The organism is Micrococcus sp. NPDC078436 (genome assembly GCF_040702705.1).
Lineage (GTDB): Bacteria > Actinomycetota > Actinomycetes > Actinomycetales > Micrococcaceae > Micrococcus.
Genome location: NZ_JBFBLX010000014.1, coordinates 1 through 24,557, shown reverse-complemented (window position 1 = coordinate 24,557; position 24,557 = coordinate 1). Strand labels below are relative to the sequence as shown.

General features: G+C 70.5%; 26 protein-coding genes, 1 tRNA gene and 1 other RNA gene. 17 read left to right on the top strand and 11 right to left on the bottom strand.

The features are described 5' to 3' along the window. Positions 1–142 precede the first annotated feature (142 nt). Together AB0302_RS08715 and AB0302_RS08710 are read left to right on the top strand one after the other, a co-directional pair. Positions 143–1,144 carry an ABC transporter ATP-binding protein gene (locus tag AB0302_RS08715; RefSeq protein WP_298710463.1) on the top strand — a complete coding sequence of 334 codons (1,002 nt, stop codon included), beginning with the start codon at positions 143–145 and terminating at the stop codon, positions 1,142–1,144. Continuing rightward, positions 1,141–2,367: a hypothetical protein gene (locus AB0302_RS08710; protein ID WP_298710461.1), complete on the top strand. Its 1,227-nt coding sequence runs from the start codon at positions 1,141–1,143 to the stop codon at positions 2,365–2,367. The genes AB0302_RS08715 and AB0302_RS08710 overlap by 4 nt, the downstream gene beginning before the upstream one ends. 81 nt (positions 2,368–2,448) lie before the next feature. On the opposite strand, the gene recR is transcribed toward AB0302_RS08710, so the two are convergent. Beyond that, the gene (gene recR, locus AB0302_RS08705; RefSeq protein ID WP_366371413.1) at positions 2,449–3,048 is read right to left on the bottom strand and encodes a recombination mediator RecR; all 600 of its coding nucleotides are present in this window, start codon (positions 3,046–3,048) and stop codon (positions 2,449–2,451) included. Between the two features lie 123 nt (positions 3,049–3,171). Continuing rightward, positions 3,172–6,678, bottom strand: coding sequence for a DNA polymerase III subunit gamma and tau (locus AB0302_RS08700; protein WP_366371411.1), 3,507 nt, complete (start codon positions 6,676–6,678; stop codon positions 3,172–3,174). Positions 6,679–6,810: 132 nt separating this feature from the next. Between AB0302_RS08700 and AB0302_RS08695 the strand changes: the two genes are divergently transcribed. Continuing rightward, positions 6,811–7,413 (top strand): malonic semialdehyde reductase, encoded by a 603-nt coding sequence (locus AB0302_RS08695; RefSeq protein WP_366371409.1) that lies wholly within the window; start codon positions 6,811–6,813, stop codon positions 7,411–7,413. A gap of 47 nt (positions 7,414–7,460) precedes the next feature. Here AB0302_RS08695 and gluQRS read toward each other — a convergent pair whose 3' ends face one another. Then, entirely contained in the window at positions 7,461–8,483 is a 1,023-nt protein-coding gene (gene gluQRS, locus AB0302_RS08690; protein ID WP_366371407.1) for a tRNA glutamyl-Q(34) synthetase GluQRS, read from the bottom strand. Positions 8,484–8,499: 16 nt separating this feature from the next. Then, positions 8,500–8,596, bottom strand: an RNA gene (gene ffs, locus AB0302_RS08685) — signal recognition particle sRNA small type. Positions 8,597–8,713: 117 nt separating this feature from the next. Between ffs and AB0302_RS08680 the strand changes: the two genes are divergently transcribed. The 13 genes from AB0302_RS08680 to AB0302_RS08620 all read left to right on the top strand — a co-directional run bounded on the left by AB0302_RS08680 (position 8,714) and on the right by AB0302_RS08620 (position 15,691). Then, positions 8,714–8,798, top strand: a tRNA-Ser gene (locus AB0302_RS08680). Between the two features lie 151 nt (positions 8,799–8,949). Then, positions 8,950–10,188 (top strand): site-specific integrase, encoded by a 1,239-nt coding sequence (locus AB0302_RS08675; protein ID WP_366371405.1) that lies wholly within the window; start codon positions 8,950–8,952, stop codon positions 10,186–10,188. A 142-nt stretch (positions 10,189–10,330) separates the two neighbouring features. Then, positions 10,331–10,639, top strand: a complete 309-nt coding sequence (locus AB0302_RS08670) for a helix-turn-helix domain-containing protein (protein WP_366371403.1) — start codon at positions 10,331–10,333, stop codon at positions 10,637–10,639. Positions 10,640–10,692: 53 nt separating this feature from the next. Then, positions 10,693–11,025: a hypothetical protein gene (locus AB0302_RS08665; RefSeq protein ID WP_298712808.1), complete on the top strand. Its 333-nt coding sequence runs from the start codon at positions 10,693–10,695 to the stop codon at positions 11,023–11,025. Then, positions 11,022–11,336 carry a hypothetical protein gene (locus tag AB0302_RS08660; protein WP_366371401.1) on the top strand — a complete coding sequence of 105 codons (315 nt, stop codon included), beginning with the start codon at positions 11,022–11,024 and terminating at the stop codon, positions 11,334–11,336. The genes AB0302_RS08665 and AB0302_RS08660 overlap by 4 nt, the downstream gene beginning before the upstream one ends. Beyond that, positions 11,329–11,622, top strand: a complete 294-nt coding sequence (locus AB0302_RS08655; RefSeq protein ID WP_366371399.1) for a hypothetical protein — start codon at positions 11,329–11,331, stop codon at positions 11,620–11,622. The genes AB0302_RS08660 and AB0302_RS08655 overlap by 8 nt, the downstream gene beginning before the upstream one ends. Positions 11,623–11,629: 7 nt before the next feature. After that, on the top strand, positions 11,630–12,622 hold the full coding sequence (locus AB0302_RS08650; protein WP_366371397.1) for an AAA family ATPase: 993 nt from the start codon (positions 11,630–11,632) through the stop codon (positions 12,620–12,622). Positions 12,623–12,742: 120 nt separating this feature from the next. Beyond that, on the top strand, positions 12,743–12,904 hold the full coding sequence (locus tag AB0302_RS08645; RefSeq protein ID WP_366371395.1) for a hypothetical protein: 162 nt from the start codon (positions 12,743–12,745) through the stop codon (positions 12,902–12,904). 223 nt (positions 12,905–13,127) lie between these two features. After that, positions 13,128–13,370, top strand: a complete 243-nt coding sequence (locus AB0302_RS08640) for a hypothetical protein (RefSeq protein WP_366371393.1) — start codon at positions 13,128–13,130, stop codon at positions 13,368–13,370. Positions 13,371–13,449: 79 nt separating this feature from the next. Beyond that, complete coding sequence (locus AB0302_RS08635; RefSeq protein WP_366371391.1) at positions 13,450–14,340, top strand: hypothetical protein; 891 nt, start codon at positions 13,450–13,452, stop codon at positions 14,338–14,340. A 423-nt stretch (positions 14,341–14,763) separates the two neighbouring features. Further along, positions 14,764–15,114 (top strand): terminase, encoded by a 351-nt coding sequence (locus AB0302_RS08630; protein ID WP_366371389.1) that lies wholly within the window; start codon positions 14,764–14,766, stop codon positions 15,112–15,114. Beyond that, on the top strand, positions 15,111–15,329 hold the full coding sequence (locus AB0302_RS08625; RefSeq protein WP_366371387.1) for a hypothetical protein: 219 nt from the start codon (positions 15,111–15,113) through the stop codon (positions 15,327–15,329). The genes AB0302_RS08630 and AB0302_RS08625 overlap by 4 nt, the downstream gene beginning before the upstream one ends. An 89-nt stretch (positions 15,330–15,418) precedes the next feature. Next, the gene (locus AB0302_RS08620; protein ID WP_298712833.1) at positions 15,419–15,691 is read left to right on the top strand and encodes a hypothetical protein; all 273 of its coding nucleotides are present in this window, start codon (positions 15,419–15,421) and stop codon (positions 15,689–15,691) included. A 36-nt stretch (positions 15,692–15,727) separates the two neighbouring features. On the opposite strand, the gene AB0302_RS08615 is transcribed toward AB0302_RS08620, so the two are convergent. The 4 genes from AB0302_RS08615 to AB0302_RS08600 form a co-directional block, all read right to left on the bottom strand. Further along, positions 15,728–15,862 (bottom strand): hypothetical protein, encoded by a 135-nt coding sequence (locus tag AB0302_RS08615; RefSeq protein ID WP_366371385.1) that lies wholly within the window; start codon positions 15,860–15,862, stop codon positions 15,728–15,730. Between the two features lie 182 nt (positions 15,863–16,044). Then, positions 16,045–17,268, bottom strand: a complete 1,224-nt coding sequence (locus tag AB0302_RS08610) for an ATP-binding protein (RefSeq protein WP_366371382.1) — start codon at positions 17,266–17,268, stop codon at positions 16,045–16,047. 134 nt (positions 17,269–17,402) lie between these two features. Then, positions 17,403–17,810, bottom strand: a complete 408-nt coding sequence (locus tag AB0302_RS08605) for a hypothetical protein (protein ID WP_366371380.1) — start codon at positions 17,808–17,810, stop codon at positions 17,403–17,405. A gap of 399 nt (positions 17,811–18,209) precedes the next feature. Further along, the gene (locus tag AB0302_RS08600) at positions 18,210–18,338 is read right to left on the bottom strand and encodes a hypothetical protein (RefSeq protein ID WP_366371378.1); all 129 of its coding nucleotides are present in this window, start codon (positions 18,336–18,338) and stop codon (positions 18,210–18,212) included. Between the two features lie 407 nt (positions 18,339–18,745). Here AB0302_RS08600 and AB0302_RS08595 point away from each other — a divergent pair, with 407 nt between their 5' ends. Then, entirely contained in the window at positions 18,746–20,353 is a 1,608-nt protein-coding gene (locus AB0302_RS08595; RefSeq protein ID WP_298986591.1) for an alanine/glycine:cation symporter family protein, read from the top strand. Between the two features lie 177 nt (positions 20,354–20,530). Here AB0302_RS08595 and poxB read toward each other — a convergent pair whose 3' ends face one another. From poxB to AB0302_RS08580, 3 genes are all read right to left on the bottom strand, one after another. Further along, on the bottom strand, positions 20,531–22,246 hold the full coding sequence (gene poxB, locus AB0302_RS08590) for a ubiquinone-dependent pyruvate dehydrogenase (RefSeq protein ID WP_366371376.1): 1,716 nt from the start codon (positions 22,244–22,246) through the stop codon (positions 20,531–20,533). A gap of 154 nt (positions 22,247–22,400) precedes the next feature. Beyond that, positions 22,401–23,471, bottom strand: coding sequence for a 2-oxoglutarate and iron-dependent oxygenase domain-containing protein (locus tag AB0302_RS08585; RefSeq protein ID WP_366371374.1), 1,071 nt, complete (start codon positions 23,469–23,471; stop codon positions 22,401–22,403). Between the two features lie 86 nt (positions 23,472–23,557). Continuing rightward, entirely contained in the window at positions 23,558–24,454 is an 897-nt protein-coding gene (locus AB0302_RS08580) for a haloacid dehalogenase (RefSeq protein ID WP_366371372.1), read from the bottom strand. Positions 24,455–24,557: the final 103 nt, after the last annotated feature.

Sequence of the window (24,557 nt, the reverse complement as noted above, 5' to 3'; positions counted from 1 at the left end):
GGCTGCGGGGACCGTGGGGTCGGTCCGGGCCACCCGGAACCGCCCGGAACCGCCCGAACCACCCGTGAGGATGACCCCGCGCCGCGCGGGATCATCCTCTGGGCGGACGACGTCGTCGCCCCGCCCCGGTCAGCATGGAGGCATGACCCTCTCCTCGGTGCTCGACGTCTCCCCACCTCCGCCCGCCGCGGGCAGCGGGATCGTGGCCCACGGCCTGGCCCGCTCCTTCGGTCCCGTCCACGCCGTGCGGGACGTCTCCCTCACCGCGCCCGCCGGGACCGTGACCGCCCTCGTGGGGCCCAACGGCTCCGGCAAGACCACGCTCATGCTCCTGCTCGCCACGCTCCTGCGTCCCGACGCCGGCTCCGTCGCCGTGGCCGGCGTGGACGCGACGGCCGACCCGCAGGAGGCCCGCCGGCATCTGGGCTGGATGCCGGACACCCTCGGCGTGTGGGAGTCGCTGACCTGCCACGACATCCTCACGAGCCTGGGACGGCTCTACGGGATGGGCCGCGTCGCCGCCGCCGCAAGGGCGGACGAGCAGCTGGAGTGGGTGGAGCTCACCGAGTTCGCCCGCCGCCCCGCGCGCGTCCTCTCCCGTGGCCAGCAGCAGCGCCTCTCCCTGGCCCGCGCCACCGTGCACCGCCCCGCCGTGCTCCTGCTGGACGAGCCGGCCAACGGGCTCGATCCCACCTCCCGCATCCGCCTGCGGGACGACCTGCGCGCCATGGCCGCCGCGGGGACCGCCGTGCTCGTGTCCTCCCACGTGCTCGCCGAGCTCGAGGAGATGTCCGACCGCGCGGTGTTCGTGCGCGAGGGCGCCACCGTCTCCACGCAGGACTTCGCCGCGGCCGGCGCGCAGACCCGTCCCTACCGGATCGCAGGGCCGGACCCCGCGCGTCGGGACGAGCTGGTCCACGCCCTGGCCGCGCACGGTCTGGTCCCCGGCGCCGATGCCGGGAACCGCCGGGACGGCGTCGTGGTGCAGGTGCGCGGCGAGCAGGCCGCCGCCGAGCTGCTCGCGGACCTCGTGCGCGACGGCGTGCCCGTGAGCCACTTCGCCCCGGAGGGCTCCCGCCTGGAGAACGCCTACCTGGACCTCGACCTGGACCACCGCCGTCACACCGAAGGAGAACGCCCGTGAGCCACGTCCTCGCCCCCTCGAGCGCGACGCCGGGCGCGCCGACTCCCGGCATCGTCCCCCCGCGCCTGGGCGCGGGGGCGGCGGTGCGCACCGTCGTCGGGATGGAGCTGCGCCAGCGGCTGCGCTCCCGCGGCTGGTTCGCGCTGCTCGGCGTGTTCTTCCTCGTGGTCGGCGCCGTGACGCTCGGCGCTCTCGGCCTGCACGCCTCCACCCTCGGCGAGATGCAGGGGGTGTCCGACGCTCAGCGTGAGACCTCCCTGCGCATGGCCGGCCAGTGGCTGTTCGACGGCGTCCTGATGTTCGTCCTGACCCTCTCGCTGCTGGTGTCCCCGGCGCTCGCGGCCAACGCGATCTCCGGCGACCGGGCGGGCGGGACGCTGGCCATCACGCAGGTGACCCTGCTGAAGACGTGGCACCTCATGGCGGGCAAGTGGCTCGCGGCATGGGTGGCCTCGGCGGCCTTCCTGGTGGCGGCCCTGCCGTGGCTCGTGGTGGCCGCGCTGGTGGGACGGGTCTCTCCGCTGTTCGTCCTCGTGGGCCTCGCGATGATCCTGGTGGAGTTCGCCGTGATCACGGGGATCGGCGTGGCGGTCTCGGCCATCACGGGGCGCACCCTGTTCGCCGTCGTCGTCACCTATCTGCTCGTGGCGCTGCTGACGCTGGGCACCCTGATCGGCTTCCTGCTCTCCCTCTCCGTCATCAACATCACCGTGCAGGCCAGCCAGCCCCGGTACGGCTACGAGACGGCCACGATGGACGAGGCCACCACGCCGGAGGAGATGGACGCGCAGGCGGCCGAGGACCCGGCAGCGTGGGACCTCGTCGCCGACCAGTGCGGGGGCCCTGTGACGGACCAGGTGGTCCCGGACCCGCGTCGGACGGGGTGGATGCTCGCGCCGAACCCGTTCGTGGTGCTCGCGGACGCCACGCCGTGGTCGCCGGTGCCCCAGTCGGAGCCGTACATGGGCCAGATCGGCGCGCTGAACCTCATCTCGGGCGGGGTGCGGTGGACCCAGAGGGACCCCCTGCAGTCCGTGGAGTGCCTCAACGGGGAGCTGCGCGGGATCGACCAGGCGGGTGAGCCGAACCGCGAGGGCACATGGCCCGTGTGGCCGCTCGGCCTGGCCATGCAGGGCGCGCTCACGGCGGGCCTGCTGTGGTGGGGACACCGCCGCCTCGACACGCCGGCCGGGAAGCTGGCCGCGGGCACGCGCGTGGCCTGAGCGGTCCCCCGGAGGCTCCCTCCCCCGCGGGCGGCCACGGCGGCACCGACCTCCGGTGCCGCCGTCGCCGTGGGTGCCCGGTCAGCCGCTGACGAGGCGGCGGCCCTCGAAGGCGCGGCCGAGGGTGACCTCGTCCGCGTACTCGAGGTCGCCGCCCACGGGAAGGCCGGAGGCCAGGCGGGTGACGCGGATGCCGGTGGCGCCGAGCAGACGCCCGAGGTAGGTGGCCGTGGCCTCCCCCTCGAGGTTGGGATCCGTGGCGAGGATGACCTCCTGCACGGTCTCGTCCTGCAGGCGGGTGAGCAGCTCGCGCACGTGCAGCTGCTCCGGGCCGATGCCCGCGATCGGATTGATGGAGCCACCGAGCACGTGGTACTTGCCCTGGAACGCGCGGGTGCGCTCCATGGCCATCACGTCCTGGGACTCCTCCACCACGCAGATCTGGGCGGCGTCCCGGCGAGCGTCGCGGCACAGCGCGCACACGTCCTGCTCGGAGACGTTGAAGCACACCGAGCAGAGCCGCACCTTGTCCTTGACGGTGCGGATCGCGTCCGCGAGGCGCGTCATGTCCTGCGCGTCCGCCTCCAAGATGTGGAACGCGATCCGCTGGGCGGACTTCGGCCCGATGCCCGGCAGCCGCCCGAGCTCGTCGATCAGGTCCTGAACCGCTCCCTCGTACACGTCGTCCCTTCGTCTTGCGTGGGCCCGGCCGGCTCCGTCCGGTCCGTCCGCGCGGGGTCACCGCGCTGACGCGAGTCTGCCACGACCACCGGACATGACAAGGGCGCGGGTCGGCCGTGTGGGTCAGCGCACGGGCTCGTGCGGCCGCTCCTCGAGGAGCCGGCCGCCGAGCACGCGTTCGACGACGGCCCGGCCCACGAGCCCGGAGTCCTCCAGCGCCACATCGTCGTCGCTGGCCACCTCGTCCGTCCACGCGACGGCGGGGGAGGACGCGGTGGCCGGCGCGGCGGGCCGAGCCGGCGCGCGGCCCTGTGCGGCCTCGCGGGCCGCCCGGATCGCGGCGGCACGCGGGTCCATCGCGGGAGGAGCGGGAGGCTCCCCACCGGCGGCGGCACGGCCGTCTCCCGTTGGGCGGGCGCCCAGGGCGGTGGGGCTCGGCCGACCCGACGGCGGAGCGGTGCTCCCCGACGGCCCGGAGGAGGCGGAGGGGCCGTTCGAGGAGGGCCCGACCGTCCCGTCTCCGCCGGCGTCGCGGGCGTTGACGGGCGGCTCCAGGGGCCCGCCCGCCTCGAGACGCTCCATGAGGCGCGGGAACATGCTGGCGGGATGCCCCGAACCGCGCGGCGCGGTCCCCGCTGCGGGGGGTCCACCCCCGTCGTGCGCGGGCACGCCGGGGGCCGGCGTCCCGTCCGAGGAGGGCTCGCCGGTGGCGTCGGGGTGGGCGTCGCTCGAGACCGCGGCCGTCGAAGCGGCCGGGTGGGGGTCCTCTCGTTCCGAGGCGGCGGGGTCATCGCCCTGGCCCGGGGGGACGCCGTCGCCGTCGGCCCGTCCCGTGCGCGTCTGGTCCGAGGCGGCCGGCGGTGCCGTGTGCTCCGCCCCGCGTGCGTCGGAGGCGCCGCCGCGGGAGCCGCCGTCGAAGCCGGCGGGCCGCGTGGTGCCGAAGCGGGCCTCGAACTCGGCACGCAGCTCCGCCTCGGGCCGGGCGAACACGGGAATGGTGGGGGCGGACTCGCGGACGAGGGGTCCGGGATCGTAGGCGCGCTCCGCCGCTTCAGGGGTCACGTCCTGGAGCCGCTGCGCGGCGTCCGCGGTCGGGGCGGGCCCGGCGGGGGGCCAGGGCTCGGCCCCGGGCGAGGCCGCCTCGTCCGGCCGGGGGGCCGGGGCGGGCTGGTCGGCCTGCGGCGGCGTGCCCCAGTCCGACGGGCTGGGCACCGGCCCGTCCCACCCGGGCGTGCCGCTCGAGGCGTTCTCCTGCGGTCCGCCGTCCTCCTGGGCACCCTGCGGCGGCACCCATCCCTCGGGACCGGGGGAGTCCTCCATGTCCGAGTCCGGGTCGAACTCGGGGAGGGTGTCCCACGGGTCCTCCTCGCTCGGCGGGGCGTCCTCCCACGCGGGGGGCGCCTCGCCGGCATGGCCCCAGCTGTCCGCGGTCGGAGCCGAGGGAGCGGGGGAAGCAGACGCGGGCGCGGACGGAGGAGCGGGCGCGGCCGCAGGTGGCGCGGACGCGGCGGACGTGGGGCGCCCTGGCTCGGGAGAGGTCCGTGTGTCGGCGGGCGCGGGCCACGCGGTCGCTGGCTGGGCCGGAGGGCGCTGGAGGCCGCGGGTGTCCGATGCGTCCTGCGGGGGCTGCTGCTGGGGGCGCGGCGACCCCGATGCGGGCCGGCCGGAGGCCTGGCGGGCGTCGGCGGACGCGCGGTGCTCGGGGCGGGGAGCATCCCCGCCGAGGATGAGGTCGAGCTCCGGGCGGATGCCGAGCACACGGTGGACGGCCTCGGCCAGCACCCGGTCACCGCCGCGGCCCAGCAGCGACTGCCGCGGGCCGTCCTGCTGGAATCCGATCGTGAGCAGTGAGCCGTCGTATCCGGTGACCGACGCGTTGTCCTTCACCAGCATCCACACCAGCCGCGAGGAGTCCTCGAGGGCGGCCAGGATGTCCGGCCAGGCGCGGCGCACCATCTCCACGGGGTTCGCGGAGGAGGGGCCCGTGCCGGAGGTGCTCGGGGCCGCGGCCCGGCCCTCGGCCTCGCCGGAGCGCTGGGACGACGGGGCCGCGGAGGTCGGCTCCGCGCCCGTGTTCTCCGGGACCGGCTTCTCCGGGCCCTTGCCCTCCGCGTCCGCCCTGCCGGCGGCCTCGTCCGGCGTGGGGGATCCGTCCTGCTGCGGCGGGGACCACTGCTCGGGGACGCTCGGCGGCGTCGGCGCGGTCGGCGCTGCGGGGGCGGCCGACGACGGCGGGGTCTCGGGCGCGGCGGGCGCCTGCGTGGGGGCGGCCGGGCGCTGCTCCTGGCGGGCCGGCGCGTCCTGCTGCCGGGCGCTGGGGGTGGTCTCCTCGGCCTCGGGTCGGCGCATGGCTGCGCGGGCCAGGGCGGCACCGGAGAGGCCGGCCGCCTCCCCGACGGCCCCCGTGTGCGGGGTGCCCTCGGCGGCCTCGGCGGCCTGGGCCGGTGCAGAGGCCGCGGGCGAGCCCCCGTACTCGAGCCGCCGCTCGAGCGCCTCGAGGCGGGCGGAGAGGCCGCGGTGCGTGTCGTCCGTGGCGGGCAGCACGAGGCGTGCCATCAGCAGCTCGAGGTGCAGGCGGGGGCTCGTGGCGCCCACCATGTCCGTCAGCGCGAGGTTGGTGACGTCCGCCAGCCGGGAGAGCTCCGCGCGGGAGAGCTGGGCGGCCTGCGCGGACAGGCGCCGCACCTGGTCCTCCGGCATGCCGTGCAGGATGGCACCGGCCTCCTCCGGCAGCGCGCGCGCGATCACGAGGTCGCGGAACCGGTCCAGCAGGTCCTCCACGAATCGGCGCGGGTCCTGGCCGGACTGCACCACGCGGTCCACCACGCGGAACACGGTGGGGGTGTCGTCCGCGGCCACGGCGTCGATCACGTCGTCCAGCAGGGCCTCCGGCGTGAAGCCGAGCAGGCTCACCGCGAGGTCGTAGGACACCGCACCCTGCTCGGCGCCGGCGATGAGCTGGTCCAGCACGGAGAGGGTGTCGCGCACCGAGCCCGTGCCGGCCCGCACCACGAGGGGAAGGACGCCGGGCTCCACGCGCACCTGCTCCTCGGCGCACAGCTGCTCGAGGTACGCGATGAGCGGCTCAGGCGGCACGAGGCGGAACGGGTAGTGGTGGGTGCGGGAGCGGATGGTCCCGATGACCTTCTCCGGCTCCGTGGTGGCGAAGATGAACTTGAGGTGCTCCGGCGGCTCCTCCACGATCTTCAGCAGCGCGTTGAAGCCTGCCGCCGTGACCATGTGGGCCTCGTCGATGATCAGGATCTTGTACCGGTCCCGCACCGGGGCGAAGGTGGCCCGCTCCCGCAGGCCGCGGGCGTCCTCCACGCCGCCGTGGGAGGCGGCGTCGATCTCCATGACGTCCAGGGAGCCGGGCCCGCCCGTGGCCAGGTCGCGGCACGAGTCGCACTCGCCGCACGGCGTGGGCGTGGGGCCCTCCGCGCAGTTCAGGCAGCGCGCGAGGATGCGGGCGGAGGTGGTCTTGCCGCAGCCGCGCGGGCCCGAGAAGAGGTAGGCGTGGCTCACCCGGTCCTTGGACAGCGCGGTGCGCAGCGGGACCGTGACGTGATCCTGCCCGATGACCTCCTCGAATCGGTCCGGGCGATAGCGTCGATACAGGGCGGTGCTCACCTGGCTCACCCTAGCGGCTCACCCGGACGCCGTACGGCCCGCCGGCCGCCGTCGTCGGCCCCCGCCGCCCGCTGCGACGCCTGTGCAGGAGCGGCGGGAATGGCGTGCGTCCGCGCGGGCGTTGACGCCGTCATGACCCGGATCGACCACGCCTCCGTCCTGCCCGCCCTCTTCGAGGACCGCCACACCACGAACCACTTCACGGACCAGCCCGTGGACACCGCCCTCGTCCGCGAGGCCTACGAGCACGTGCGCTGGGCGCCGACCGCCATGAACAGCCAGCCGCTGCGCCTGACCGCGGTCGAGTCGCGCGAGTCCCGCGAGCGGCTGGCCCCGCACATGGCCGGGTTCAACGCGGACAAGACCCTCGCGGCGCCGCTCACCCTGATCGCCGCCTACGACCCGCGCTGGCACGAGCACATGCCCCACCTCGCCCCCTTCCGCGAGGGCTTCCGGGAGCAGTGGGAGAGCAAGGCCGAGCTGCGCGACGGCATGGGCCGCACCAACGCGCTCCTCCAGATCGGCTACCTCACCGTGGCCCTGCGCGCCCTCGGCCTCGAGGTGGGCCCCATGGCCGGCTTCAGCACCGACGGCGTCGACGCCGCTTTCCATGCCGAGAGCGGCTGGCGCTCGCTCGTGGTGATCAACGTGGGCCACGCGGCCTCCGACCACGAGAAGGCCGTCAGCCCGCGCCAGGGCCGCCTCGAGTTCGACCAGGCCGCGCAGGTTCTCTGAGCCGCGGCCGCGGTCGGCGCCTCGGGTGCCGGCCGCTGCCAGCCGGGTCAGGCCACGAAGCCCGCCGGGTCGAACACCCACGGCTCGCGTGGCAGCCCCCGCGGGTCGAACGCCGCCACCGCGCCCTCGAGGGGGCCGGCCGGCAGGCCGAGCGACTCCAGCAGGCGGTCCCGGACGCGCTCCGGCGTCCAGCGGGGGTCCTGCGCCGCGAGGTCGGCGAGGGTGACGGCGCCGTCCCGCTTGGCCAGTCGCCTCCCCCCAGCATTGAGCACGAGGGGAACGTGCAGGTACTCGGTGGGCGGCGCCGTCTCGCCGCGCGCCGCGCTGAGCAGCTCAGCCAGCCAGCGCTGGCGTGGCGTGGAGTCGAGCAGGTCGTCGCCGCGCACCACCTGGTCCACGCCCTGGGCCAGGTCGTCGACGACGACGGACAGGTTGTACGCGTAGGCGCCGTCGTTGCGGCGCAGGACGAGGTCGTCCACGAGGCCCGTGACCTCGCCGTGGAGGACGTCGCGGGCGTGGGCCCGCGGCACGGTGCCCGCCGGCAGGCCGGCCGCCCGGGCCGCGTCGATCCGCAGTGCCGCCGGCCGCGTCCGACGACGCTCGGCCCGCTCGTCCTCCGTCAGGCCGCGGCACGTGCCCGGGTAGAAGCCCGGAGGCCGCCGTGCGGCGCCCGAGGCGAGGGGCGTGTCGGGGGCCGCGGCGCCGTCGTCGTCCCTGGGCTCCGCGGTGGGGTGCGGTGCGGACGTGGCCTCCGCGATGTCCTTGCGGGAGCAGAAGCACTCGTACACCACGTCCGCGCCGTGGGCGGCGCGCAAGGCGGCGACGGACGCGTCGTAGCGGGGAGTGCGCTCGGACTGGCGCACGGGCGGGGCGTCCCACGTGATCCCGACGGCGGCGAGGTCGGCGAGCTGTTCGGCCTCGGCCCCGGAGCGGACGCGGTCCAGGTCCTCGACGCGCAGCAGGAAGGGCCGGCCCGACGCGCGGGCCGCCAGCCACGAGACCAGTGCGGTGCGCAGGTTGCCCAGGTGCAGGGTCCCCGTGGGCGAGGGTGCATAGCGGCCAGCGGACATGGGACCTCCTGACGACGTGAAAGACCCCTCACGCACCTGCCAGAGCCCACCTACCCTTGCTACCTTCCGGTCCTGGGGGAGTTCAGCGAGATGACACCACGTGAGGGGCCGTCCACGAGTCTACCAGCGCTCGGACGCAGGGCCAGTCGGGCGGGCGATTGGCGTCCCGGCGCGCCACCTGGTTATGATGGAGCCTGCCCTTGTGCGGTCTTCCGCATTGGGGCAGCCAAGGAGGATTCGCCTAGCGGCCTATGGCGCACGCCTGGAACGCGTGTTGGGTTAACGCCCTCGGGGGTTCAAATCCCCCATCCTCCGCGGGTAAGCCCCGGGACCCCAGTGGTTCCGGGGCTTTTCGCATGTCTGAGCCGATTGTGGGCGGTTGCCCTTGTGTCACGGCTGTTCAGTGATGGTCACAAGGTACCATAGAACCAGACACATAGCAGTCAACTAGTCAGGGGGATGGGACATGCCGAAGGAGGCGAAGCTCCCGCGAGGCATCAGCCGGATCGGCAAGTCCTACCGTGCCCGCCTCTTCGTTGACGGCGTGCAGCACTCCCTGGGCATGTTCCAGACCATCGGGGACGCGCGCGCCGCCCTCGACATCGCCCGTGCAGAGAAGGCACGCGGCACGTTCGAGCCGCCCAGCGTGCGCCGCCAGCGGTTGAAGGCCGAACGCGAGGCACGCAAGGCCCAGGCACTCGGGGACACCCGCACTGTCCGCGAGCTGTCCGAGGCGTGGTTGGCATGGCTGGCGGCGTCCGGTCTGAAAGAGGGCACCGTCTACACCTACAAGCGGCACTTGGAGGCCCATTTCCTCCCCGAGTTCGGGGATCGGGCCGTCTCCGAAGTCACCGCCCTGGAGGTCAACGACTGGTTGGATCGCATGGAGGCGAGTCCCCTGGGCATCGACGGCACCGCTCGCATTCACCGCGACGTGGCCGCTGTGTTCAAGTTCGCCACGGGCGACGCCGCCGACCTGCCCCGCACCTTCGATCCGTGGTTGCTGACCTCTCCCGTCCCGCCGCTGGCCGCACGCAAGTTCCGCCGCAAGAACCGGCCCGTAGAGCGCAACCGCGAGGTCATCGCCCCGGACGACCTCACCCGCCTGGCAGACCTCATGCCGGCCTCTGATCGACTTGCCGTGCTGCTGGCCGGCTGGGCCGGTCTGCGTCTGGGGGAGGTGCTGGCACTGCGCCGCCGCCACATCACCCGCGACGACAACGGGACGACGTGGCTACAGGTCGCCGCCCAGGTCCAGGCCCGAGGCTCAGGCGTGCGTGAGGAGGCCCCGAAGTCTGAGGCCGGACGCCGCGTCATCCCCGTGCCTGCCGCCATCGTGGATGACCTGGAGTCACACCTCCGTGCCCACACCGACCCCGAGGCTGACGCGCTGCTGTTCCCTCGCGCCGGAGGGGGGAACCGGCTGCACAACCCGAACACCATCGGCAAGCGATTCCGCACCGCAATGGACCAGCTGAATGCAGTCAAGGTGGCCGAGGGTGGCACGCCCTTGGAGAACTTCACCTTCCACGGCCTGCGTCATACCGCCCTCACCCGCCTGGGACAGCAGGGCGCGACACTGGCCGAGCTGAAGGCCTACGCCGGGCACTCAGACGTGAAGAGTGTGGAGGTCTACCAGCACGCTGAGCGGTCCCGCTTGGCGAGCCTGACTGCGGGAATGGATGGCAGCCCTGCCAATTTGTGACCATGCTTGACGCTAGTGGTGCATGTGCCATAGTATGACCGCGAAAAGTGAATGACGACGCTAGCCCGAGGGGCTGGGACCGCGAAGGCGGTAGGCTGCACAGCTGATTCCCGGTGAGTAGGGCGAACGGTAGACACTCCATATGGAGTGCCCCGCATGGGACGCCGAGCACCACGAGACCACAGACAGACGTGGCCGTGTGCTCGGCATTCGTGTTCTCAGAGGACACCTCATGACAGCCGTTCGACTTGAAGAATCTCGCTGGACCATCGCAGACGCCGCCGACTATCTCGGCACCTCTCCCAGCACGATCCGCCGCCTCATCGCCCGCGGCGACCTCGCCGCCTACCGCTACGGCCCCAGGCTCATCCGCATCGACCCGGAAGACGTTCAGCGTCTCCGGCAGCCCGTGACGCCTCTCGGTTCCCTCCGGGGCGGTGATGCCCGTTGAGAACCGCCACCACTCCCCGGCCTGTGAGCGAACGCTCACCCAAGGCCCCTGAGATGGAGACTAACAAGGTCACCATTGCCGAGCTGCACCACCACTACCGCCGTGAGCTGGGGCTGTCGCGTCGCAATGCGGACTACCTCACCCGCCGTGTCTACAAGGATGCCGCCCTGGCCCATGCGACCCTGCCGGACCGCTGGGCCGAGACCCTGCATCCCGGACCAGCCAATCTGCGGCCCATCGAGCGCATGACGGAGGCCGGCAATGTCGGACCCGACGCGCGGCCCCTCATGGGACGGGAACAGCACGCCGCCTACCAGACCCTCACCCGGGGCCGTCAGCGCCGAGCGGCCGAGCAGTACGCCCGCGAGGCGGTGACCGCCGCGTGACCCATCCCCAGACAGAAGAACGCCGCCCCCTCACCCTGGGGACGGCGCTCAACACCAAGACCGAATCAGACACCACCAAGACGCCGATTTCTCCCTCAATCGTACCGGATTCTGCCGATCTCGTCGCGGGCGTTTTCGTCCTCGTCGTGACCGTGCCGGGTGACCCTGAACCCCGCCATCGTCGCCGCGTTTTCCTCCAGGCACAGCCCGCCCAGAGGGCTGCTGATCGCGCGGTGGCCCGCGGGCACCATGCCGAGGTCGTGCTCTGCCGACTGGTGCCCGAGGTGTACGGGGGTGGGGCCAGTGAGTGAGGTCCGGGAGAACGATCTGTTCACGTCCGAGCTGCTGGAGAAGCTGGCCGAGGCCGAGCACGCCCCGACCTGCCCATGCGGCGATTGGGGGCGCGCTATCGCCCTCGTGCTGGCCCTCGCGTCCGAGCACGACTGCACGGCGCACCCGGCCATCGTGGATTCTGTCCGCCGCACGTTCGGCGTCTGGGACGGGGCCGAGGCTGCTCAGCTGCGCTCCGTCCTCCAATTCCGTGACTGGCACGCTCAGGCGCGGCAGGGGGTGAGCGCCCTTGCCGACGCCGCATGAGTTGGAAGTGGACTGGTCGGAGGTGACCGCCCCGGACCCCCTGGACGGCGCATTCTCCGCTGACTGGTTGACCCGGCAGACGTTCGCCCCCGTGGAGTACGTCGTGCCTGGGCTGATCCCCGAGGGCCTGACGCTGCTCGTGGCCGCGCCCAAGGTGGGGAAATCGTGGATGGTGCTGGACCTGGCACAAGCAGCCGCCACGGGCGGAAAGGCACTGGGCACAATCCCTGTAGATCAGCGCCCCGTGCTGTACCTGGCCTTGGAGGACGGCCCGCGCCGGTTGCAGTCCCGCATGAACATGCTGGACGTGGAAGGCGGGCCGAACCTGTTGTTCCTCACCGCCCTCACTGCCGCCCCGGATGTGACGGTTCGCGCGTTTCTGGACCGTCACGCCGATGAAAGGCCGCTGGTCATCCTGGACACGCTGGGCAAGGTGCGCGGGCACAGCAGCAGCAATGACCAGTACGGGCGCGACTACTCGCAGATGTCCGCGCTGAAGAACCTCGTGGACGCCTGCACAGGCTCCTCCCTGATCGTGGTCCATCACACCAACAAGGGGGGCCGGGAGGACTTCCTGGAGGCCGTCAGTGGCACTCAGGGATTGGCCGGCGCGGCTGACTCGATCCTCGTGATCCGCCGTGACCGCAATCAGGAGGAGGGCACGCTCTCCGTCACGTCCCGCGATGCCCGAGAAGGTGAGTACGCGGTGCGTTTCGACGGCTCACGCTGGCACACCATCGGCGGTGACCTTGCCGAAGCGGCCCGAGCTGCTGAGACCATGCGGGCCACGGCAGGCGTTAGCGATGACATGGCCCAGCTCGTGGAAGAAGTAGGCAAGTGCCCCGAGGGCATCCGACCCAAGGAGCTGGCGACGCTCCTGCACTGGGACGACTCCAAGGTGCGCGTGTACCTCAAGCGTGCCTACGAAGCCGGGCGAATCATGCGCGTGAAGCAAGGCGTATACGCCCCGCACCCCCCTGTAACACCTGTAACTCTGTAACGGAGAGGTCGGGGCTAGTGCCCCCAACCCGATACACAGTTACACGAGTTACACCGATACAGACGGCCCCGAGCATCCCCGCGATGCCGGGGCCGTCGTCGTCCCCAGAAAGGCCCAACGATGACCGACACCCCGAACACCGACCGCCCGAGCACAGAGGACAACATGCGCCAGCAGGTCCGGTTCCACATGGAGCGGGCCGAGCGGTTCCGTGTACGCGCCGAGAAGGCCGAGGCCGAGCTGGAAGCACTGCGCGGCGCCCACGAGACGGAGGCCGCATGAGCACGCGACGCGGCTACCAGCCTGACCGGCTGGCCGGATTCCTGGCCGAGCTGAACCGCCGCCACGGGATCACGGACACCGACCCGCGTACCGGCGTCTCCACGCTCACCACGCCCCGCCCCGTGCCGCGTGACCCGCCCCCTATAGGGGCGGCATCCTCCGCACTCTCCAAACAGCACACCTCAGAGCATCATCCGTCTAACCCCCAGAAGGAAACACGGCCATGAACCATTCAGATTCATCCTTCAGATACAACTCCCGCATCACTCCCCAGGCCTACCGAAAGTTGTTGATCTTCGAGCAGGCAAGTGACGCAGGTAAGACGCGCGAGGAAATGCAAAGACTCGGGTATCCACCAAAGCCGAGCCTTGAGTCGTTCTACGAGCGCGCCCTGGAATTTTCGCCCACCCGCTCGGAAAGCCTCAAGAGGATGCGCACGCGATACCCCAACAGCTATCGCGAGTGACGCATCTAGCCTGCTCCATTACTTCCAGTTCACCCCACCGCCTGCGCAATAGTGCGCCCCTCGAAAGGTAATAACCAGCATGGACAACTACTTTCTCAACGCCTTCGGTCGAGGCAACCACCGCGCCATCACTCTGCTAAGCAAGATGACCGCAGCCGGACTCAAGCCGTCCAAGGAAGTCGCGGCAGCACAGAAGGCCACGGAGACGGCAAGCGCCCTCCGGCAGAGCATCGAGGGAGAAATCAAGGCACTCGATGACTCCATGCCCGGCATCGTCATTCGCGGCGACCGGCAAGAGATCATGGAGGCCGCGACCGAGCTTGACGCACTCAAGAGCACTCTCGAGGCATTGCGCACGGACACCGTGCTGAGGCGCCTGACCACTGACGAAACCACCGCCATCGACAAGATGGCCGCCGATTCTCGTCCTCGTCTCGAAAAGATGTTCAACACGCACGCCACCGCCTGGCTCGATCTGTACCGCAATACGTTCGGCGGCGGAGAGCTCCGCGCCGTGAACGTACTCAGCAGCCCCGCCGCCTCTCAGTGGTCCACGTTCACCGACCTGGCCATGCAGATGAACAGCATTGCCGGCTTTCTGGACTCTCTGGACGGGGTCAACCACAACGCGCCCATCACCCGCTACGGGCGGAACATCGCGCACCCCGACGCAGGAGAGCATCGTCTGAGGGATGCCTACTTCGATAGCACCAGCCCGAATTGGGACTACGGATGGGACTGGCTGGGCGCCGCCGAGGTGCAGCCGATGGCGCGATGGATCGTGATCGCCACCGCCGAGGCAATGCCGGAGAAGACGACCTACATCGCCTTTGACCGCGAGGCCCAGGCACGAGACGACGCCGCCCACGAACGCGCCCGCCGGGGCGACGAAGCGACCAAGAAGGCGGCTGTGACGCCGAAGTCCGATCAGTTCACCGTCCATGTGTTCGGTGGCCCGGGGGCATGGTGACCCGCTCCAAGCTCTAGGCATGAGACACGGCGTCAACGTCACCGGCTGGACGTGCAACCCCGCACGGGCCGGAACGAAGCGAACGAGCGGGATGCTCACCTGCAAAGACCTCGCTGCGCCGGCGCGCGGACAAATACCGCCTGACTAGAGGAAAGCGAGGAACCCAATCGGTTCAGGCGGACCGTACGCATCTTCTTGCAGTCGCCCTACCTACGCAGCCTTGCGAGGTGGGGCGACTGCCCCCCGGGGGCTCTGTCGCCCCCACCCCCCCACCCTCCCCCCGGCCTCCCCTGCCGCCCTGCGTATAGGAGCGCAGATTGTGAGTGACCTGAAACAGTCCTCGCGCGCGTGCGCGAGGCCCAGACCCCATCCCGAACGGCCCTGTACGCCGTTCTCCCGCACTAAAAGACAGGACTAGATCAAGTGACTACCTCGAACCCTCCCGCCGGTCTGCGCGAGCGCGGCGCCCGCCTGTGGAACGACGTGACGAACAGCCTGGAACTGGAGACGCATGAGGAGCTGCTGTTGCTGGAGGCGTGCCGGACCGCCGACCTGCTGGACCAGCTCGCCGCCCAGGCCGAGGGCGCGCCCTTGACGGTCACCAACGCGCGCGGCGATGAAGTGGCCCAGCCGTTGCACGTGGAAGCCCGTCAGCAGCGGATCAACCTGGCCCGCATCCTGGCCGCTCTCCGTATCCCGGACGCCGAGGACAATCGGCCCCAGCGTCGGGCGGCCCGTGGTGCCTACGGCGTGCAGGTGAGGGGCGCGGCATGAAGCGTCGCCGTCGTCCCGTGAAGATGGACCCCGAGCACGCGGCGATTGTGACCGAGTGGCGCGCGCTGTGGCGCTCTGGGACACCTGACGACGTGGAGGAGTGGTGGAAGCGTCATGGCGCCCTCATGAACCGCATGTGGGAGGCGCGTCTGTCTCCCGCGACCGTGGCCGAGTGGGCGGGGCCGGACCCGAGGGCGGGTGAGGGCCCGTGGTGACCGCCATTGGGAAGACACCTACCCCCAGCGCCAGCGTGCCCGTACTGTGGCATGCGTCTCACCCGTAGGTCGCGAGAAGGAGTGCCGCAATGGCTCGAAAGCCCCCTGGGCACACTTGGGATGGATTCACTGCCGAGCAATCGGAGCTGCTGGACGACCTCGACTTCTACGGCAACAACGGCTGGGACCGGAACGGGCAGTCAGAGGTCTTGATGCCGAAGCTCATGGGCGAGGTGGCCGGCAGTGGGATGACGGTGCGCCAGGTGCAGGACGCAATGGAGTCCATCGGTTACTCGCGTAGGGCGGTTCACCAGCTCCAGCGGTGGGAGAACAAGCGCACTACGGGCAAGTTCGGGCGCTGATCTAGCCGGGCCCGCCTTGCGGGGCGGGCGGAGCGCTTAACGCTGCTCGAAGCAGCCCTTGTTGCAGCGCCACACCTTGCCGCCCGCAAGGGATGGTTCGATCTCTTTCTGTAGGCGGATCACGCCGCCGCATGTGGGGCAGCGGTCTGGGATCGGCGTCTCGTTGCTCATGTGGTGATGCTAGGTGGTCACCGATGGGTTGCCTAGGTGGGAAACGAACGAGCGGTGCCCCCGGCGTTGAAACGGGATTGGCCGGGGGCACCTAGCGCCGCCGGGCCAGCGGAGGGGGAATGCGGCGGGCGGCGCTGATCGCTACGGTAGCGCAAGGTTCTGTCAGAGCACAGAAACCTGGCCTAATCGCTTATGCGAGCGATGTAATCCGCCATTCCGGGTACGGTGAATGCAACTTGCCCACGCTCAGGCGCATAGATGAGCCCCTTTTCGATTAGCTTGGCGCGAACCAACCCCAGGCCTTGGGGCGCCTTCCCTAGTCGGTCGGCAACAATCCCGCTTCGGGAGGGGTCCTCTCCATCCTGCGCCATTGCGATGAGATAGTCGCGCTCTCCGGGGGTCGCGCGGTCCCACCGAGAGGGGAAGAATCCAGCATCGAGACGGGCTTTGCCGGCAATCGCAGCCGCCCTAGCGGCCTCTTCGGTGAATGGCGAGTCTTGGGCTATTTCCCACAGGGCGCTTCCGAACTCCTGCAAGAAATAAGGGTACTGGCCCGACTCCTTGAGGAGGATCTCGAGCGCACTTGAGGTGTATGCCGCGCCCTCTCGCTCGGCTGGCCTCTCTAGTGATTCCTCCGCTTCCTCTTGTCGCAGGCGTCCGATCGGTCGGTATTGAAAAAGCCGTTCTGCATAGCTTCGAGTCGCTGACAATCGGGCTGGCAGGCTTGGTAGTCCTGCTCCGATCACGAAGAACGGAAGCTCTCTTTGATTGGCGTAATGCTGTGCCACAATCAGCGATTGCATCAACTCTTTGTCGAGATCCTGCATTTCGTCAATAAATAAAGCGAAACCCTTGCCTTCGTCACGTAAGACTAGGCAGACAGCCTCCATAGTGCTCTGAAAATCTACCTCAAGAGATCCAGTGGCCCCCTTAATGGCGTCCTTCTCTATGCCGACACTAAATCCATCTGCGCCAAGGGTCACGTTGAGAGACCGAATAGAATCTAACATCGCCGCGATTTTCTCGGATGCCGCTTTGGCTCGATACGTCAGCGAGGCTCGTTGCAGTCCCTGACCCAGTGTCTGGCGGGAAATTTTAGCCCCATCCTTCCCAGGGCGCGCCTCGAACTGGATGGTCAGCCAGGAGGCTTCATCAGCCATGCCTCGGAGACGGTTCAGTAACACAGTCTTACCCACGCCGCGGAGGCCGGAGAGGATGATGCCGCGGCCAGACCTGGAGTCCTGTACGCGGTGGATGAGGCTGGCAAGGGCACTGAGGTCTGCGTCTCTGCCTGCGAGGAAGGGCGGAGCAATGCCGGAGCCCGGGCTGTATGGGTTGAGGGTTGGGTCCACACGAGGATCATAGCCGGGCGGCGGGAAGTGTATAGGAGTATGTAGAGACGACATACTTGGACATACTCTGACAGAATCCAGCAGATCACCCGGTGTTCAAGGAACTCTCACGTGTGGTGTCGCCTGCCGCAATGCCCGGGGCCGTTTCGTGCTTCCGGGGGTACCCGCTCAGTGGGTACTCCCGCCGGTCAGGCGCGCGCGAGAGCCTGATACGCGGACATCACGGCGACGACACTCACCCCGGCGTCATGGGCACGCTGACCCAGCTCGTCCACGGTGGCCCGCTTGCCACGCGCGTGCAGCTCCCGGGCAATCCGCTCGACCTCGGGGCGCTGCAAGTCGTCCAGACGCTCGACCACGGCGGACAGATCGCGGGCCAGACGGCGGGCGTCCTCGTAAGTCAGGTCCAGTCCGGTGGACAGGTCTTTGTCGTAGCCGTCCACGGCCAGGACCACGGAGCCGTCGCGCTCGTCAATGAAGGTGGTCACCCCGCCGGAGCTGGGGCCGGCAATGGTGGTGATCGTGTCGTCGCCCTGGGTATCGACCTCGACGCGGAAGCCGGTGGGAACGGTGGTGGTCTGCTGCTGGGTGTTCATGGTGTCTCCGTTGTTCGTGGCCGTGCTGGCCGGTGGTTGGTGTGCTGGTTGCCTCTAAGGCGTCCCCTGCGGGGACTAGCGGACCTACGGGCGGGCTTGTTCAAGTCCCCTGCCCCAAAGCTCCCGACGCCCCCGCCCTCACTCAGCGCCGTTCGCCCACGCCGACTAGACCCCCCGAGTTTCGGGGTGTCTGCCGTTATGGCCCTAGGTGTGGCCGAGCTCGTGGCCGTTCCTCCGCCCGGCAGTTCGGACGGTTCGGGGAGGGTGTTTCGACTGCGCCGGAGCCTTTGGATCAGGTAGGCCGGCTGTCCCGCCTGGATAGTCACGCTGTGACCTCGTGCCGCCCACCGTCTCCAGGACGGCGGACAGGACGCGGCCCCGCGTGCGGGGGCCGGAGGCTCACATGGGGCCGGTCCAGATCGAGGGCAGGAACAGCACGACAAAGCCCGCCGCCGTGAGCGTCAGAGAGACGACAGCGCGGGCGACGGGCTGGAGAAGCTGGGGGAGGGTACGGGTAGGGTGGGACATGTTCGGACACCTTCACTGTTCGGACCATGCCCCGGACGGTTGCCGCCGTGCCGGGGCCTACTAGTCACTGAACAGTCATGCCCTTAGCCGATCCTCCAGAATCGGCTAGATCATGCGGGTCGGGGGAGAATCCCCCATCCTCCGCGGGTAAGCCCCGTCACCCCCGTGGTGACGGGGCTTTTCGCATGACTGGAGGATCTGGGCGACCCGTCCGGAGGATCTGGACGAGCGCGGGTGTGGGTGCGGCGGCGGGCGCACGGGCTCAGGGAGTCACGCGTCGACCAATGATGAGACGGGCATCACAGAGTGGCGTACTGTTCCCCTCAGCAGATTCCCTTCCTGCCGCGGGGCGCCTTCCCTGATCCCGCTCCGTCTCGGTGCTCGCACCCCGACTTCGGAGACTCACCATGACCTTCGCCGAATTCATCGATGAGGCCAACGGCTACATCTGGTCGTTGCCCCTGATCGGTCTCTGCCTCCTCGCAGGCGTCTACTTCTCTCTCCGCACGGCCTTCCTCCAGGTCCGGGGCATCCCTGACATGCTCGCCCAGCTCAAGAACGGCGAGAAGTCCGCGGACGGCACCTCGTCCTTCCAGTCCCTCATGATGTCCCTCGCCGGCCGTGTCGGCATGGGCAACATCGGCGGCGTGGCCACGGCCATCGCCTTCGGCGGTCCGGGCGCTGTCTTCTGGATGTGGACGGTCGCCTTCCTGGGCGCCGCCACCTCCTTCATCGAGTGCACGCTCGGCCAGATCTACAAGGAGAAGGACAAGGACACCGGCGAGTACCGCGGCGGTCCGGCGTACTACTTCGACAAGGCCTACAAGCACACGGCGTTCGGCCCGGTCCTGAAGGTCTACGCCGTGATCTTCGCGATCGTGACGGTCTTCGCCACCAGCTTCTTCCTCCCGGGCGTGCAGGCCAACGGCATGGCGTCGTCCATCAACGAGGCCTGGGGTGCGCCCGCGTGGGCCGTGGCCATCGGCATCGTCATCATCCTCGCGTTCATCGTGGTGGGCGGCGTGAAGCGCATCGCGACGTTCGCCGTGTACGTCGTCCCGGTGATGGCGGTCCTGTACATCATCCTGGCGCTGATCGTCTTCTTCCTGAACTTCTCCCAGATCCCCGCCGTGTTCGGAGCGATCTTCTCCAGCGCCTTCGGCACGCACGCGATCTTCGGCTCCATCCTCGGCCTCGCCGTGCAGTGGGGCGTCAAGCGCGGCGTCTACTCGAACGAGGCCGGTCAGGGCACCGGCCCCCACGCGGCCGCCGCTGCGGAGGTCTCCCACCCGGCCAAGCAGGGCTATGCGCAGGCCTTCGCCGTCTACATCGACACCCTGTTCGTCTGCACGGCCACGGCGTTCATCATCCTGTCCACCGGCATGTACCGCGTGTACCAGGGCGAGGCCGTGACCACCCCGGTCCTCTTCGAGGGGAACCTCCCCGCCGACTCCAAGGTGGGCCCCGCCTTCGTGCAGAACGGCTTCGACACCGTCTTCACCGGCTTCGGCCCCTCCTTCGTGGCGGTGGCCCTCGCGTTCTTCGCGTTCACCACGATCGTGGCGTACTACTACATGGCGGAGGTCAACGTCGCGTACCTGTTCCGCGGCGCCAAGAACTCGACCGTCCGCCGCGTGGTCATCCGCCTGCTGCAGGGCCTGATCCTCGTGTCCGTGGCCTACGGCGCCGTCACCACCACCGGTGCGGCCTGGGGCCTCGGCGACATCGGCGTGGGTTCCATGGCGTGGATGAACATCATCGGCATCCTGTTCCTGCAGGGCCCCGCCCTGAAGGCCCTCAAGGACTACCACGCCCAGAAGAAGCAGGGCCTGGACCCGCAGTTCGACCCGCGCCCGCTCGGCATCCGCAACGCCGACTTCTGGGAGCTGCGCTCGGACGGGCTCGTCCGCGAGGGCATGACCGGCGAGGAGCTCGAGCGCCACGCGGCCGGCACCCCGGGTGCCACGTCCGTGCGCGACGGCGGCGTGGACGAGGCCGGCTCGCACCGCGCCTGACGCGTCGTCCGCCGACTCGACGGGCGCCGGCCCGGTCGGCAGAAAGGGGCAGGATCTGCGTCCTCGACGCAGATCCTGTCCCTTTTCGCAGGTCCGACCGGAGGGACGGTCAGACCGGGGGGCGGGCTGTCCGGCTCCGGTGATGACGGGCCGCCGCCGTCGGCCGCCAGGGTCCGCTCAGAACAGCTGGCGGATGTTCGCCTTGGCGAGGTCGATGAGCTCGGTGCCCTTGCCGTCCAGCACGGTGCGGATCGCGTAGAGGGCGAAGCCCTTGGCCTGCTCGGCCTCCACGCTCGGCGGGATCGTCAGCTCCTGGCGCTCGGTCGTGACGTCGAGGATCGCGGGGCCCTCGTGGGCCAGGAAGGCGTCCACGGCGTCCGGCAGCTCCTTCGACGTCTCCGCGTGGAAGCCGCGCAGGCCCACCGCCTCGCCCACCACGGAGAAGTCCGGGCTCTTCAGGTCCGTGGCGAACGTGACGAAGCCCGCCGCCTTCATCTCGAGCTCCACGAAGTTCAGCGAGGAGTTGTTGAACACCACCACCTTGACGGGCAGGCCGTTCTGCACGAGGGTGAGCAGCTCGCCGAGCATCATGGAGAGGCCGCCGTCGCCGGCGAGCGCGATCACCTGCCGCCCGGGGTACGCGGCCTGTGCGCCGATCGACTGCATGATGGCGTTGGCCATGGAGCCGTGGTTCATGGACCCGATGAGCCGGCGGCGCCCGTTCATGGTGAGGTAGCGCGCTGCCCAGATCACGGGCGAGCCCACGTCCGGGATGAAGACGGCGTCGTCGGCGGCGCGCTCGTCGATCAGGCGGGCCAGGTACTGCGGATGGATCGTGGAGCGGGACGGCGTGGCCAGCTCGTCCAGGTCCTTCCGCGTCGTGCGGTACTCCTTCAGGATCTCCTCGAGGAACGCCGACGACGCGTTGCCGCGCAGCCGCAGCAGCAGGGCCTCCGCGGTCTCCTTCACCCCGCCCACGAGGGGCACGTCCACCGCGATCCGCCGGCCGATCTGCTCGCCCCGGATGTCCACCTGGATGACCGTCGCGTCCTCGGGGTAGAACTGGCGGTAGGGGAGCGAGGAGCCGAGGATGAGCAGCGTCTCCGCTCCCTTGAGCGCCTTGTAGCCGGAGGAGAAGCCGAGCAGCCCGGTGAGGCCGACGTCGTACGGGTTGTCGTACTCCAGGTGCTCCTTGCCGCGCATCGCGTGGACGATGGGCGCCTGGAGCCGCTCGGCGAGGGCCACCACCTCGCGGTGGGCGCCCGCCGCGCCGGCGCCGGCGAGGATCGTGATCCGCTGGGCGGCGTTGAGCGCCTGGGCCGCCTCCACGAGCAGCGTGTCCGCGGGGACCACGGTGGAGGGCGTGTGCCGGACGGCCTCGGCGGGGGCGTCGAGCTCCGTCAGCGCCACGTCGCCGGAGATCACCAGCACGGCCACACCGCGCTGCTCGACGGCGGCGCGCATCGCCGTGCGCAGCAGGCGGGGCATCTGGTCCGCGGAGGAGACGTGCTCCACGTACACGGAGCACTCGCGGAAGAGCTCCTGCGGGTGGGTCTCCTGGAAGTAGCCGGAGCCGATCTCCTCGGAGGGGATGTGCGCGGCGATCGCCAGGACGGGCGTGCGGGTGCGCTGCGCGTCGAACAGGCCGTTGACGAGGTGCAGGTTGCCCGGGCCGCACGAGCCGGCGCACACCGCGAGCTCGCCGGTCAGCTGGGACTCGGCCGAGGCCGCGAACGCCGCCGACTCCTCGTGCCGGACCGGCACCCACTCCACGCCGCCGTGGTCGCGCAGCGCGTCCGTGAGGCCGTTGAGGGAGTCTCCGGAGACGCCGTACATCCGGCGGACCCCGGATGCGTGGAGGCTCTCGACGATGTTGCGGGCGACGGTGGCCATGGTGCGCACCTCTCTGGGTCGGGGGAGGCGCCCCGCTCGGGAGGGGAGGCGCCGCTTCCCGGTCCACGCTAGGACCGAGCCGTGCGGAAGGACAGGCCCCGGGGTCCACTCGGGCCCTGTCCTCCTGCTCACACCTCCGCTCCCGCGGGGTGGCTCAGCGGTTCAGCAGCCCCGGGTGGAACCGCTCGGTCACCCGCGGATGGGCGCGCGCGAAGCCCTTGAGCATGTTGGAGCCGAAGGAGGCGAGCATCGGGTTGGTCGGGTCGTCGGAGACCCCGCGGGCGTCCGCGGCCAGCTCGGCCGGGAGCTCCACCTTCTCGATCACCGCGTCCAGGCGGGGGGAGTAGAAGAACGGCACGGAGTAGCGGTCCACGCCCGGCGGCGGGGACTGCACGCGGTGGATCGTGGCCATGAGGTAGCCGTCCGTGGCCACCTCGAGCATCTCGCCGAGGTTCACCACGAGCGCGCCAGGGATCGGCTCCACCGGCAGCCACGCGTCCTGGCCGTAGGGGCGCACCTCGAGGCCGCCGACCTCGTCCTGCAGCAGAAGGGTGATGAACCCGTAGTCGGCGTGCAGCCCCACCCCCTGCGTCCCGGCCTCGGCCACGCCGCCGACGTAGTGCGCCAGCTTGGCCATCCACGCGCGGTCGCCGTCGAACGCCGCGGAGAAGTGGTCCTCGTCCAGGCCGATGGCCACGCAGAGCGCCTTGAGGAGGTCCTCGCCCACGCGGTCCATCAGCGCCGTCCACGCCATGGCGGTGCGCTCGAGCTCCGGCATGCCGGCGGGCCACTGGTTGCGGCCCTGCAGGTGCCAGAACTCCTCCCCCTCGCCGATCCGCTCGGCCGGGATCGGCTCGCGGTCCGCGGAGAAGTCCAGCTGCTCGCGGGAGTCGGGGCGGCCCTGCGTCCGCTCGGCGGCGATCGCCGAGTAGCCCCGGTAGTGCGGGGACTCCTGGTTGTGCAGCGCCAGCTTCTCCGCCTCGGGGCGGGCGAAGAACTCGGCGGTCACGCGGAACAGCGCGTCCACCTGGCCGGGCTCCGCGCCGTAGCCCACGATCTGGAAGAAGCCCACGTTGTGCGCCGCGAAGCGCAGGCGCTCCAGGAACGCGGGGTCGAAGGAGCCGTCGGCCCGACGCATGGTCGACAGGTTGAGGACGGGAACCTCGAGCGGGGCGGTGCCCCGCGCATCGGCGGGGGAGGGGGTGTCGGTTGCGTGCACGGTCATGGGCCCAGTGCACTCTCGACGCCGGCCGGCCGCCACTTCCGGTGTCGCCGTGTTGACGCCGGTGACGCCCCGTGACGCGGACCCGCTCAGCCGAGGAGGTCCCGCTCCGCCCACCGCAGGAGGGACTCGCCGGCGCGCTCGTGCACGTCCTCCGCCTGGCCGACGCCGCGCTCCGCGAGGTCGGCGGCGGTGAGGACGCCGTACGCCTTCTCCGGGATCCCGTCCTCCGGGCGGACGTCCATGTGCTCCACGCGCGCGCCCATGGCGTGCAGGGCGTCCGCCATGGCGTAGTCGGAGCGGGAGTCGCCCGCGGTGATCCAGCGCTCGGGGACGGCGACGCCGTCGTCGGCCATCAAGCCCAGGCACCGCGCGACGCCGAGGTCCTTGCCGGAGGAGGCGTGCTCCACGTCGATCGAGATGATGGTGGGGTCCACATCGAACTCCTCGGCGAGGCCCCGCCTCTCCAGCAGGTCCTCGATCGCCGCGACGACCTCGTCGCGCACCCGGGTGAACTCGGCGTCGTCCGCGCCCACCTCCTCCTCGAGGGAGACCATGACCAGCTTCGTCCGGTCGGCGAACATGACGTCCTCGTCCCGCTCCTCGTTCACGGCCCACATCGCCTCGCGCAGCTCGGGGTCGATCGCCATGTCCGGATCGGTGCGGACCCAGTTCGGGACGGGGACGTCGACGCTCACCTCGGGCAGCTCACCCTCGGGGACGGCGGAGAAGGGGAACCACACGGCGCCCTTCTCGCAGACGGCGTAGAACGGCGCGTCGTCCGGAAGCCCCGCCGCCCGCAGCGGGGCGATCACGCTGTGCAGGAGGAAGTCGGCGGAGCGGCCCGTGTTGAAGCCGATCGGCACGCGCCGCTGGGCGAGCCGGGCGAGGGTGGTGATGATCCCCTCCGGCACGGTGCGGGTCTCGGTGGAGGCCAGGGGACCGTCCACGTCCAGCAGGAGTCCGAGGGGGGAGGGGGCGCTCATGCCCCCAGCCTAGGTGTACCCGGTCATGAGGTTGGTGGCACCCGGTTCATGGGCGGGTGTCCTCCGAGCGCGGCGTGACCCCGCTCAGTGTTGTAGTACTCCA